The following is a 12,444-nucleotide window of genomic DNA, read 5'->3' on the forward strand; positions in this document are numbered from 1 at the left end:
CGCGTCGGGGACCGTGAATTTAATAGCCGGACAGGGACCTCACGAGGTATGGAACGCGTAGACGTCGCGATCGTGGGCGGCGGGCCGGCCGGGTCGTCCGCGGCGCACGCGGCCGCGACCGGCGGGGCGGACGCCCTGGTCGTCGAGAAGGGGGTCCCCCGGGCCGACCGCGACGGCCTCGGTCCCGACTCGACCGACGCGGCCGGCATCTTGGATTACTGGGTGGACATCATGGGGATCCACCCCGACGAGTTCGACGACGGGGTCGTCCAGCGCGAGCTGACCCGCGCCGAGTTCCGCGGGCCCGACGAGTCGGCGACGCTGACCTCGACCGGCATCGACTCCTCGTACGACAAGTTCGGGTACACCTTCCAGCGCGCGCGGTTCGACGACTGGCTCCGCGACCGGGCCGAGGAGGCGGGAGCCGAGTACCGCGTCGGGACCTCCGTCCGCGGCGTCGACACGGACCTCTCGGTGGCGCCCGGCGACGACGACCCCCGTCACGCGATCGAGCTCGCGGACGGCGGCACCGTCGGCGCTGACTTCGTCGTCCTCGCGGACGGGCCGCAGCGGACGGTGACGAACCGCGTCCTCGACGAATACCTGCCCGCGGACGCGCAGGCCTCCGAGCGGCTGGCCTCCCGGACCGCGAACCACATCGCGTACCAGGAGTACCGGCGCGTCCCGGAGGCGGTGTTCGAGGAGGTCGAGGACGCGCTCGTCTTCTGGTGGGGCGTGATGCCGGGCGAGACCGCGTACCCGTGGGTATTCCCCAACGCGGACCGCGTCTGCCGGGTCGGGCTGACGATGCCGATCGGCCTCGAGATCGACGCGGTAGACGCCTCGGAGTACGCTCTCCTCCGCGAGGACGACGAGTCGATCCCGCAGGGCGGCGAGTACGTCCGACGGCTGCTGGAGTGGCAGTACGGCGACGAGTACGACATCGAGGAAGACTTCCCGCTCGTCGAGGAGGCCGGCAAGCGGGACGGGACGGAGACGTATCCGATCTCGTCGACCCGCCCGATCGACTCGCCCGTCGAGGCCGGGATCGCGGTCGCGGGCGGCGCGATGGGGACCACCTCGGCGTTCCACGAGGGCGGCGACCACGTGGCGGTGCGGACCGGTGCCATCGCGGGCGAGCTCGCCGCCGAGGGCGACATGGCCGCGTACAACCGCCGCTGGAAGGAGGCGATCGGCGACGAGGTCGTCCGCAACGTGACGATGGCGGACATGGTCGCCGACTACGGGCCGGCCGACTGGAACCGCGTCATCGGCGCGGCCGACGCGATGCTCGCCGCCGAGACCGGCGACGACCTGCTCTCGCAGCCGTACCGCTCCGGGTGGGAGTCGCTGAAGCTGCTGGTCGGGTACAAGTGGAACAAGCGACGGGTGAAGAAGGGGTACGTCGGCATCGACGAGAGCGAGTACGTCTACTGACGCGTCGCCCACACCGGCGCCGCGCGGTCGCGCGTGACTGACTGAGCAGTCGCGGGAACGCCGGAACCGACGGCTACCGGATGACGGGGGCCGACAGCTCGACCGGCTCGTCGTCGATCCCCGCCACGTCGACCGGCTCGGCCTCGTGGGTCGGCCACCGGCCGGTCTTCGTGAGCCGTTCGGTCAGGTCCGGCGCGACGAGGTGCGTGTCCTCGCTCTTGGTTCCGCGAACGGTCGGATTCCACGCGTAGCCCATCGGCCGGCGGACCGGCTCGTCGCCGTCGGGCGCGGCGAACCACTCCCGGCTCGCGAACCCGGCGGCGCCGCCCTGGTGGTGGTTCTCCCACTCGTCGGCGAAGCCGACGGCGTCGTACGCCGCTTGGATGACTTCGAAGACGTCGCCGGCGGTGTCCGGCGCGTCGTCGCCGTCGTCCGAGAGCGTCCCGGCCGCGGCGGCCTCGGTGGCTCGGATCGCGGTCGCCTCGATACGCGCGGCGGCGCGGTGGCGCTCCTCGAACCAGTCCGGGGCGTCGAAGGCGACCGTGCGCGTCATCGAGGCGTAGAGCCCCGCGCGCTCGCCGGTGACCGACACGAGCGCGTAGTCGCCGAGCGCGGCGTCGGTCGGCGTGTAGTGGCGGTACGCCTGCGCCCGCTCCGCGCCGCCGACGAGCAAGACCGGCGTGTCCACGTCGCGGGAGGCGAGCGAGATGTCGATGCCGGCCGCGACCTCGTACTCCGGGTCCTCGGGTTCGAGATTTCGGCAGACGGTCTCGACCGCGATGGCGACTTCGCGGCCCAGTTCGCGGTACCGCTCGACGTCGTCGTCGGTGAGCGGCTGCCGGAGGCGGCTCCCGTCGACGCTCTCGAAGCCGGGCACGTCGAAGTCGGCGGCCGCCGGCGCGGGCGAGCGCTCGGCGACCGCGTCCGCGAGCGAGTCCGCGTACCACGGGAACGACTCGACCGCGAACGCGTCCGGGAGCTCCTCGTCGGCGAGCCGGTCCGCCTCGATCTCGTCGGTGATCACGCGGAGTCCGCCGTCGTAGCCGGCGGCCGCGACGCCGGTCGTCGCGTCGGCGTCGACGACGTTGTCGCCGCCGGTGAGCCACGCGAACCCGTTCGGGCGCGCGAACCAGACCGCTTCGAGCCCGCGCTCGTCGAGGTACGCGTCGAGCCTGTCCGTTCGGGCAGCGAGGTCGACCATACGACCCGACTCTCAGCGAGTCAGTAAAACCGGTCGGAACCCGGCCGGCGCGCACCTCGACCGGTGCGGATCGGTCGGGAGCCGGAGCGAATCGACCGCTCGACGGCCGTCGGCTCCGCGAGCGTCGCTCCGCCGTCTCCCGATCCACCGCGGCCGACGGGCCCGGCGGGGCGGCGCGAAACGAAAGGTTCAATTACGTCCCACGGAAACGACGAGATGCGTCAGTAAGCCCCTGCGGGTTGGTAGTCTAGTCCGGTTATGACACCTCCTTGACATGGAGGAGGCCGGCAGTTCAAATCTGCCCCAACCCACTTTTCTCGACACCGCAGTCGCGCCCGGTTTCTTTCGACAGCGCGGTGCCACGGACTCGAAGCGGGGAACGGAGCGAGCGAGGCGACCGCAGTCCGAATCGGCCCCAGCGGTCGGGACGGCGGTCGTCCTCGATCGACGGCCGATCGCCGATCACCGCCGCGAAGTCACTCGCGTGGCTCGGACGCTCGATCGAAAGAAGTTCCCCGGGGACCGGATGGGGCGTTCATCCGGCGCATGCGTCTGAGCGGACCCGGGCGATCGTTACCGCGAGAGGTCACCGATCGTGTAGTTGACCCGCACTTTTCCGGGATTGCCCTGATCCGAGCTGATCGTCACCTCTTGGCTGACGGTCTTGGGCTCGCCACACTGGAGGACGATATCCGTCGTCGACTCGCCGTAGTCGTCGTTTCCGGTAAACCAGTCCGACGGGACTTCACGCTCGGTCACTTTCGTCGTGAGCTGCTTCGTGAGCGAGCGGCCCACGGGAACCTGGAACGACTCGATCGACTGCGCGATGTTCTGTGAGCTGCCCGTGGGAAGCCGAACCGACTCGGTGGCCGACTGCTCTCCGTGTACATCGCTTTCGATGGTTAATTCGAGTGCTCCCTCGCCCGCCCCCTGGCCGCTGATGAAGTCAACGCTCTCCATGCGGATCGTCACCTGGCACTCCTCACCAACGGGGGGTACGGGCGCCGACATTTTGTTCACGCGAAGTTGGACGTGGCTCGGGTTCTCGATGTCGATGGACTTGATCGCCCCGTGGACTCGGTAGCCGTCGGCACCGGCCCAGACGGTCCCTTCGGTGGTGCTACCTGTCACCGGCGCGTCACTGTCCCGACTGACGTTCACGCCGTCCAACATCCCGTCAACCATGTCGATCTGTCCGGTCGCGTCGATAGTGTAATCGGATCGTCCGTCCGGTTCTAATCCCTCCAATACGACGGTGTGTTGGGGGTTGGCCATGGTGTGTTACACCATACCTAATGATTGATTAATAATATTTAAAATTTGTTATTATTGCCGGGTTAGCCACTCCGACCGTTCGACCGTGGAACCAGTACACCCCACACGGTCGGGTAACGGGTTGGTTGAGCCTCCGCGGGTGGTTACACGCTACCACGGATGCGGGGGACACAGACGGCCTCTCGTACGGGGAGGAGACTCCCGTCGAACCGCTTGAACGGCGCCGCAGCGTGATGCGAAGTTTCTTTTACTTCACCCCGGAGGATACGCGTAGATGAGCGACGGAGGCGGCCGAACACCGGACCGGACCGAATCGACGACTTCGAAGCGTGACGCGGCCGACTCTCTCGCTCCGGACGCGTCGACCGCCTCCGCCACGATCGCCGACGACGACGGCCCCTCAACCGGACGGCTGGTCGTCGTCTGCGGCCTGCCCGGCGTCGGGAAGACGACCGTCGCCGAGCGGGTCGCGGCCCACGTCGACGGGCGGATCCGTCGGACCGACGTGATTCGCAAGGAGCTGTTCGACGACCCCGAGTACACCGACGCGGAGACCGAGGCCGTCTACGCCGAACTCCTCGCGCGCGCCCGCGACGACGTCGACGCCGGCGACGCCGTCGTCCTCGACGCGACGTTCGCGGACGCGCGGTTCCGGGCGGACGCCCGCGAGACGGCCGCCGCGGCCGCCGCCCAGTTCGACCTCGTCGAGGTCGCCTGCGACGAGGCCGTCGTCGAGCGCCGGATCGAGCGCCGCGACGGGATCAGCGACGCCGACTTCGATATCCACCTCCACTTCAAGGAGCTGTTCGACGAGGTGGCGACCGACCACGTCGTCGTCGACAACTCCGGCACGGAGGCGGAGACGTTCGCGCAGGTCGACGCCGCGTTCGGGGAGAACGGGACCGGCGAAGACCAGCCGAGCGGTCACGGCGACCGCTCGGCCCCGGTCACCGACGCGGAGTAGGCGGCGGCGTCCACGGCTCGGCTGTCGTGCGAGCAGATCGCATGACGGGGGTACACACGCGTCTCCAATCACTTATACGGGCGAACGCACTACTGGTGGTATGAGCGAAGAATCCGGGCGGAAGAACCTCCGCATGCCCAACGACGACGAAGTGTTCGCCGTGGTGACGGAACACCTCGGCGGCAACCACGTTCAGCTGCGCTGCGCCGACGGGGAGGAGCGGCTCGGCCGGATCCCCGGCCGCATGAAGTACCGCACGTGGATCAGCGAGGGCGACGTGGTCCTCGCGGAACCGTGGGACTGGCAGGACGAGAAGGCGAACGTCGAGTGGCGGTACGAGGACGAGGACGCCGACCAGCTCCGCCGCGAAGGCCACATCCAGTAATCGGCCGCGCCGGCCGACCTCGCCGTCGGCCGCCTGCGAACCCTCTCTTCTCTCTCTTTCCGACGCGAACCCGACGAGCGATCGCTCAGTCGATCGCCGCGGAGCACGGGCGCCGAGCGCGGCCGCACCGGTTCGCATTCCCGCGCGATCGCCCGAACGGCGCGCCACGGTTCCGCATAGTATTGTGGCTTCTATCCAAAACCGTTATTACGGCGAGGCGCGTACCCGGTTGTATGAGTTCGACAGAAGCCGCCCCGGCGGAGCCGATTCAGCTGGCCGACACCGACGCGTTCGACGCGCACGTCGCGGACCACGACGTGGTCCTCGTCGACTTCTACGCCGACTGGTGCGGCCCGTGTCAGATGATGGAACCGGCCGTGGAGGCGGTCGCGAACGACACCGACGCGGCGGTGCTGAAGGTCGACGTCGACGTCCACCAGGGGCTCGCCGGCAAGTTCGGCGTCCAGGGGATCCCGACGCTGCTCGTGTTCGCCGACGGCGAACCGGTCGAGCGGTTGGTCGGCGCACAGACGGAGCAGGCGCTGACCGACGCGGTCGCCGACGCCGACGCCTGAACCGGGAGGCCCACCCGCGGCCCCCGCGGAAACCGACATCATGAGAACGATCCAACTCGACGCCGACGGTATGACCCCGAGAGAGCTCCGCGCGGACGTCCCCGCCCTCAGCGACGCGGCGTACTTCAACTACGGCGCGCACGGGCCGAGCCCCGAGTACGTCGTCGAGGCGGCCGCCTCGTTCATCGAGGACCACGAGTTCGGCTCGGCGACGACCGACCCGTACGAACACGCCTTCGGGACGTACGACCGGGTTCGCGAGCGGATCGCGGCGTTCGTCGGCGCCGAGCCCGAAGAGATCGCGCTGACCGAGAGCACGACCGACGGGATCAACCGCGTCGCCGGCGCGATCGACTGGGAGCCGGGCGACGTGGTCGTCCGGACCGACCTCGAACACCCGGCCGGCGTCCTCCCGTGGAAGCGCCTCGAACGCGAGGGCGTCGAGGTCCGCGTCCTCGAGACGGAGGACGGCCGCCTCGACCGCGACGAGTACGCCGAGGCGGTGGCGGACGCCCGCCTCGTCTGCTTCAGCGCGATCACCTGGACGCACGGCACGCGCCTCCCCGTCGCCGACCTCGTCGAGGTCGCGAACGACGCCGGCGCGTTCACCCTCGTCGACGCGGTCCAGTCGCCCGGACAGATGCCGATGGACGTGAACGAGTGGGGGGCCGACGCGGTCGCGGCGGCCGGCCACAAGTGGACGCTCGGCCCGTGGGGGGCCGGCTTCCTCTACGTCGACCGCGACGTCGCCGCGGGCCTCGAGCCGCGCGTGGTCGGCTACCGGAGCGTCGCGGACCCGACCGGCGACGAGATCGAGTTCAAGCCCGCCGCGGGGCGGTTCGAGATCGGGACGACGACGGCCGCGGCGCACGTCGGCCTCGTCGAGGCGCTCGACGCGATCGAGGCCGTCGGCGTCGACGCGATCGAGTCCCGGATCGCGTCGCTCACCGACCGGCTGAAGGCGGGCGTCCCCGAGGAGCGACTCCTCAGCCCGCGAGAGCACGAGTCGGGGCTCGTCACGGTCGACGTCGACGACCCCGAGGCGACCGTCGAGCGGCTCGCGGCCGACGACATCGTCGTCCGGTCGCTGCCGCACCCGGACGGAGTCCGGGTGTCGGTCCACGCGGTCTCGACGGAGGCGGAGATCGACCGGCTCCTCGACGCGTTGGAGCCGGAGTGGTGAGCCGCGGCGCGCGGTCTCCGCGGCCCGGGTCGGCGGCGGCCGCCGCTCGACCGGACGCGTTTTAGTGCTCGACGGGCAAGACCGCGCATGGGATTCCACACGTTCGACGCCGACCAGGCCGAGGGGCTGGAGCGACCAGGGCGCTACCGCTGGGTGTCCGCCGAAGAGCTGATCGGGCCGCTGGTCGAGGCCGACGCCGCGGTCGTCGCCGACCTCGGCAGCGGCACCGGGTTCTACACCGACGACGTGGCGCCGCACGTCGAGACCGTCTACGGCGTCGACGTCCAGTCCGAGATGCACGAGTACTACCGCGAGAAGGGCGTCCCGGAGAACGTCGAACTGGTCGCGAGCGACGTCTCGGACCTCCCGTTCGACGACGGCGAACTCGACGGAGCCGTCTCCACGATGACGTACCACGAGTTCGCGAGCGACGCGGCGCTGGCGGAGCTCGCCCGCGTCGTGCGGTCGGGCGGCGTCGTCGTCACGTTCGACTGGAGCGGCGACGGCTCGGGCGATCACGGACCGCCGGTCGACGAGCGGTTCTCGCCCGCGGAGGCGACCGCGGCGTTCGAGGCGGCGGGCTTCGAGGTCGTCTCGACCGCGGGCCGCACCGAGACGTTCGGCGTCGTCGCGCGAGCGCCGTAGTCGGCCCGGGTCGAATCCGCTAAACGACTTCCTCAGAGTCGGAGTCGAACGTTCGTGAAGAAATACCGTTAGGTGCGTCCGGCTCGTAGCCGGTGTATGTCCGTCCGTGTCCGACCGACCGTCGTCGCCGCGCTCGCCCTGCTCGGGACGCTCGCCGCGCGACCGGCCGCGGCCCACGTCGATTACGTCACCGAGGGGTCGGGCGACCCGCTCGACGCGGTGGCGTTCACCGCGGAGGTCCTGTCCGACCCGTTCAACGCGGCGCTGTTCGCGGGGTCCGGGATCCTCGCGCTCGCCGGGCTGGCGGCGTACCTCTGGGTGCGGCCCACCATCGTCGACATCGTCGTCCTCCGCGAGAAGCTCGCCGGCTACGGCGACCTCGTCCCGTGGATGCTGCGGCTCGCCGTCGGGCTCCCGCTCGTCGGGGCCGGTTTCCAGGGGTACCTCTTCGCGCCGACGCTCGCGTTCGATACCGGGGCGAGCCCGCTCCTCCGAGTGCTGTTCATCGGGCTCGGCTTCTTCACCCTCTTCGGGCTGGCGACGCGGATCACCGCGACGGTCGGCCTGCTGACGTACGCGTGGGTGTTCCTCGCGGTCGACTCCCTCGTCTTCCTCGCCGTGGAATACGTCCCGGTGTTCCTCGCGCTGCTGATCCTCGGCGGCGGCCGGCCGAGCGCCGACGACATGCTGCTGGCGGTCGCGAGCACGCCTGGCTCGTACTACGGTCGGGTCGACCCCGTCCAGTACCTGAAGTCGTTCCTCGACCGGACGACCGCCCCGATGCGGCGCTACGTCCCGACGGTGCTCCGGGTCGGGATGGGCGTCTCGTTCGTCTACCTCGGGCTCATCCAGAAGCTGGCCGACCCCGGCAGCGCGCTCCAAGTCGTCGAGAAGTACGACCTCACGGCGGTCGTCCCGGTCGACCCGGGGCTGTGGGTCGTCGGCGCGGGCGTGACCGAGATCGCCGTGGGGATCGCGCTGATCGCCGGCTTCTTCACCCGCGGCGCGGCCGCGCTCTCGTTCGTGCTGTTCACGACGACGCTGTTCGGGCTCCCGGACGACCCGGTCCTCGCGCACGTGGCGCTGTTCGGCATGGCGTCGGCGGTGTTCACGCTCGGGTCCGGGCCGCTCTCGTTCGACTACTGGTTCGGTCGGCCCGCGCTCGACGGCGACGAGTCGGCGGTCGCCGCCGACTGACCGCGACGGCGGTCGGGGACCGCCGACCGCGCCCCGCCGGCGGTTTTTAAGTGACTCTCGCGCGGTGAGGGAGGTATGCGAGTGGACCTCGGCAACGCCCTGGAGACGACTCCGGGGCTCACGACGGAGACGCTGGACCGGCTCGACGACCGCGTCGCGGCCGCGCACGAGCGGATCGCGGCCGGGATGGCCGACGACGAGTTCGGGTACGCCGCCCTCACCCTGCCCGAGACCGCGGACCCGGACGCGATCCGCGCCGCAGTCGACGGGTTCGACAGCCCCGAAGCGGTGTTGACCGTCGGCATCGGCGGCAGCGCGCTCGGCGCGGCGACGCTGTCGAACGCCTTAGAGAGCGACGTGGACGCGTACGTCCTCGACAACGTCGACCCCGACGAGACGCGGCGCCTGCTCGCCGACCTTCCGCTCGGCGACACGGTCGTCAACGTGGTCTCGAAGTCCGGAACGACCGCGGAGACGCTCGCGAACTTCCTCGTCGTCCGCGAGGCGATGGTCGACGCGGGCGTCGACTGGACCGAGCGCACCCTCGTCACCACGGGCGAGTCGGGGAACCTCCGCGAGCTGTCCGACCGCCACGACCTCCCGTCGCTCCCGGTCCCCGACGGCGTCCCCGGGCGCTTCTCGGCGCTGTCGACGGTGGGGCTCGCGGTCGCGGCGCTCCAGGGCCACGACGTCGAGGCCGTCCTCGCGGGCGGCCGCGACGGGATGGACGCGCTCGCCGGGTCGCTGTACGACTCGCCCGCGTACGCCTACGGCGCGGCGACGTACGCGCTCGCGGAGCGCGGCGCGCTCACCAACGCCGTGATGCCGTACGCCGAGTCGCTGGAGACGTTCGCGGAGTGGTTCGCCCAGCTGTGGGCCGAGAGCCTCGGGAAGGACGGCCTCGGACAGACCCCGGCGCGCGCGCTCGGCGCGACCGACCAGCACTCCCAGCTCCAGCTGTACCGCGCCGGGCCGCCGGACAAGCTGGTGACGCTCGTGCGCCCGACCGAGCGCGCCGACGCGCCGATCCCCGAGACCGACCTCGACGGGCTCGCGTACCTCGGGGGCTCGTCGCTCGGCGGGCTACTCGACGCCGAGTTCGAGGCGACGGAGGCGAGCCTCGCGGCGGCCGGCGTCCCCAACGTGCGCGTCGAGATCGACCGCGTCGACGAGCGGTCGCTGGGGCGGCTGCTGTTCGAGATGGAGGCGGCCTGCGTGCTGTACGGCGAGCTCGCGAGCGTCTCGACGTTCACGCAGCCCGCCGTCGAGTGGGGGAAGAAGGCGGCCCGGGGGCTGCTCGGCGGCGGCGACTTCGACGAGGCCGACGCGGTCGCGGAGAAGCGCGAGCTCCGGATCGACTGAGGCAGGCGACCGCCGGGCGAGAGACCGGCGACGCGGTCGCCTTCCGGTGCGTCTAAACCCCCGCGAGCCGTGGCTCCGGCAATGAGCGACGACCCCCTCGGGAACGACGTCGGCGAGCGGGTATTCCGCGTCGCGAGCGCGCTGTTCGCGATCGTGTTCGCGCTGCTCGTCGCCAGCGCGATCACCGCCCCGGGCGCGGACCTCGCCGCCAGCCTCGGCCTGGTGTCGGAGGGCACGACCGGCTACCGACTGCTCCGGACGCTGCTCCAGTTCGCCGGGTTCGCGGTCGCCGCCGTCGGCTACCTCGCGATCACCGGCGAGTGGGAGATCGCCCGCGTCTCCCGGCCCGACGCCCGCGAGGCGGCGATCATCGTCGGCGGCGGCCTCCTCCTGTTCGCGTTCCAGTACGGGGCCCTCCTGCTGCTCGATCAGGTCGGGCTCTCCACCGGGCAGAACCAGGCGGTCGTCCCCACCGGCGACCCGGTGGTCTACTACCTCGCGATGATCGCCGTGTCGCTCGCGGTGGTCGGCCCGGTCGAGGAGCTGCTGTTCCGCGGCGTCGTCCAGGGCGGCGTCCGGCGCGCGTTCGACGCCGTCCCCGCGGTGCTCATCGCGAGCCTCGCGTTCGGCCTGATCCACCTCCCCTCGGTCTCCGGGACGACGGTCGAGCAGTGGGCGTACGTCGGCGTCGTGATCGTGTTGGGGTCGGTCCTCGGCGCGCTCTACGAGTGGACGGACAACGTGGTGGTGCCGGGGCTGGTCCACGGCATCTACAACGCGGTCACCTACGCGGTGCTGCTCGCGCAGGCGGTGTAGCTCGCCGGCGCGGACCGTTCAGAAGTCGGCCTTCCCCCACCGGAGGTCGTCGTATGTCGCCTGCTGGTCGCTGCCGAGCCGCTCCTCGAACTTCCGGCGGAGCGCCGCCTTCTCGCTGGCGGAGATGCGCGCCAGCGCGTCCGCCTTCGAGACCGGCTCCGGCGGCCCGCGGGTCGCCGCCACCTCCGCGACCACCTGCCGTGTGAGCCGCTCGCGGGTCGCCGCGTCGCGGGTGAAGGCGTACGGCGCCTCCAGCTTGTACGTCACGTCGGTCCGCGGGTCGTAGACGACCATGAACGTGGGCTCGTACAGCGCCGGGTCGAGTTCGCGGTCGACGCCGAGCGCGTCGCCGTCGGCCGCCATCGGCGCGTCCGCGCCGCCGCGGCTCCGGAACCACGTCGTGAAGGTGAGGTCGTCGTCGAGGCGCGCGCCGCGGTCCTCGCCGGTTCTCCCGTCGTCGCCGCCGATCCCCGGGTCGTCGTCCGGTTCGCGCCGCTCCAACAGGCGGGTGAACAGCGCGGTGTCGTCGGGCCACGGCGACTCGACGCCGGCGCGCGAGAGCGCGCGGGTCGCGGTCGCGCTCGCGGGGTTCTTGACGAACCCGGCCAGCGGCACGTCGCGCTCGACGAACCGCTCGACGAGCCGGACGTACTGCTCGACGACCGCGCGGGGCTTCGCCTCGCGGGCGAGCGCGCCGAGCTCGGGGTCGCGGTCGGCCCACGTGAACAGCTCCTTCGGGTAGACGGGCCCGTCGAGGACGAGGAGGTCGTCGACGCGGTCGGCGTGGTCGAGCGCGTGGGTCCCCTCGGCGAGGTACAGGGCGAGCGCGTGGACGACCCGCTCCGCGTAGCGGTTCACCCGCGGGACGTGGAGCACGCGCTGTTTGGTGTGGCCCTCGTCGCGGCGGGTCCACTCGCTGTCGAAGCCCGCGGTCGAGTCGCCCGCGTGGACCGTGGCGACGATGGTCCGGTCGCGGTGGAGGTCGAGGTCCGTCGGCGAGCTCGCCATCGCCGCGTGCGCGACGTCGACGACGAGGCCGTTCTTGAACGTCGTCGGGTTGATCGTCCCCGAGTCGAGGCCGTGGACCGTCTCGAACGGGCGCGCAGCGAGCGCCACGTCGTCGATGGCGGCCCGGCGGCGCTCGTGGTCGCCGAGCGCCGCGAGGACGACCCGGCCGTCGCGGCGCAGTTCGGGGAGCCACTCCCGCCAGACGCGCTCGGCGAGGTCGTCGTGGTCCGTCGCGTCCACGTCGCCGCCGATGCCGTACGCGAGCTGGGCGATGTTCTCGACGTGGATCGGATCGAGCGTCACGACCGTACGGCGGGCCGGACCGATATAAAAGCCGTCGCCGCGCGGTCGACGACCCGGGCGCTCGGTTGGGGTTCGCTCGGTGGGGGTTCACTC

Annotated in this window: 12 protein-coding genes and 1 tRNA gene; 10 read left to right on the plus strand and 3 right to left on the minus strand. The window is 71.2% G+C overall.

Annotated elements, in window-relative coordinates:
* Positions 1–48 precede the first annotated feature (48 nt).
* Positions 49–1,437, plus strand: a complete 1,389-nt coding sequence (locus tag Q0116_RS13600) for an NAD(P)/FAD-dependent oxidoreductase (protein WP_297889458.1) — start codon at positions 49–51, stop codon at positions 1,435–1,437.
* A 73-nt stretch (positions 1,438–1,510) separates the two neighbouring features.
* Here Q0116_RS13600 and Q0116_RS13605 read toward each other — a convergent pair whose 3' ends face one another.
* On the minus strand, positions 1,511–2,638 hold the full coding sequence (locus Q0116_RS13605) for a Xaa-Pro peptidase family protein (RefSeq protein WP_297889461.1): 1,128 nt from the start codon (positions 2,636–2,638) through the stop codon (positions 1,511–1,513).
* A gap of 236 nt (positions 2,639–2,874) precedes the next feature.
* Here Q0116_RS13605 and Q0116_RS13610 point away from each other — a divergent pair.
* A tRNA-Val gene (locus Q0116_RS13610) sits at positions 2,875–2,949 on the plus strand.
* A 262-nt stretch (positions 2,950–3,211) separates the two neighbouring features.
* Here the strand turns inward: Q0116_RS13610 and Q0116_RS13615 are convergent.
* Complete coding sequence (locus Q0116_RS13615; RefSeq protein ID WP_297889463.1) at positions 3,212–3,913, minus strand: hypothetical protein; 702 nt, start codon at positions 3,911–3,913, stop codon at positions 3,212–3,214.
* 274 nt (positions 3,914–4,187) lie between these two features.
* On the opposite strand from Q0116_RS13615, the gene Q0116_RS13620 reads away from it, so the two are divergent.
* The 8 genes from Q0116_RS13620 to Q0116_RS13655 all read left to right on the plus strand — a co-directional run bounded on the left by Q0116_RS13620 (position 4,188) and on the right by Q0116_RS13655 (position 11,040).
* Positions 4,188–4,877, plus strand: a complete 690-nt coding sequence (locus tag Q0116_RS13620; RefSeq protein WP_297889465.1) for an AAA family ATPase — start codon at positions 4,188–4,190, stop codon at positions 4,875–4,877.
* A gap of 100 nt (positions 4,878–4,977) precedes the next feature.
* Entirely contained in the window at positions 4,978–5,262 is a 285-nt protein-coding gene (locus Q0116_RS13625; protein WP_004595341.1) for a translation initiation factor eIF-1A, read from the plus strand.
* 233 nt (positions 5,263–5,495) lie between these two features.
* A complete protein-coding gene (trxA, locus tag Q0116_RS13630) occupies positions 5,496–5,837 on the plus strand; it encodes a thioredoxin (RefSeq protein ID WP_297889467.1) in 342 nt (113 codons plus the stop codon).
* Between the two features lie 40 nt (positions 5,838–5,877).
* A complete protein-coding gene (locus Q0116_RS13635; RefSeq protein WP_297889469.1) occupies positions 5,878–7,020 on the plus strand; it encodes an aminotransferase class V-fold PLP-dependent enzyme in 1,143 nt (380 codons plus the stop codon).
* Between the two features lie 87 nt (positions 7,021–7,107).
* Positions 7,108–7,665, plus strand: a complete 558-nt coding sequence (locus Q0116_RS13640; RefSeq protein ID WP_297889471.1) for a class I SAM-dependent methyltransferase — start codon at positions 7,108–7,110, stop codon at positions 7,663–7,665.
* Between the two features lie 96 nt (positions 7,666–7,761).
* A complete protein-coding gene (locus tag Q0116_RS13645) occupies positions 7,762–8,862 on the plus strand; it encodes a DoxX family protein (RefSeq protein WP_297889474.1) in 1,101 nt (366 codons plus the stop codon).
* 75 nt (positions 8,863–8,937) lie between these two features.
* A complete protein-coding gene (locus Q0116_RS13650) occupies positions 8,938–10,224 on the plus strand; it encodes a glucose-6-phosphate isomerase (RefSeq protein ID WP_297889477.1) in 1,287 nt (428 codons plus the stop codon).
* Between the two features lie 81 nt (positions 10,225–10,305).
* The gene (locus tag Q0116_RS13655) at positions 10,306–11,040 is read left to right on the plus strand and encodes a CPBP family intramembrane glutamic endopeptidase (protein ID WP_297889480.1); all 735 of its coding nucleotides are present in this window, start codon (positions 10,306–10,308) and stop codon (positions 11,038–11,040) included.
* Between the two features lie 18 nt (positions 11,041–11,058).
* Here Q0116_RS13655 and Q0116_RS13660 read toward each other — a convergent pair whose 3' ends face one another.
* The gene (locus tag Q0116_RS13660; RefSeq protein ID WP_297889484.1) at positions 11,059–12,351 is read right to left on the minus strand and encodes a DNA double-strand break repair nuclease NurA; all 1,293 of its coding nucleotides are present in this window, start codon (positions 12,349–12,351) and stop codon (positions 11,059–11,061) included.
* Positions 12,352–12,444 lie beyond the last annotated feature (93 nt).

The sequence above is a fragment of the uncultured Halorubrum sp. genome (genome assembly GCF_937146585.1).
GTDB classification, from domain to species: Archaea; Halobacteriota; Halobacteria; order Halobacteriales; family Haloferacaceae; genus Halorubrum; species Halorubrum miltondacostae.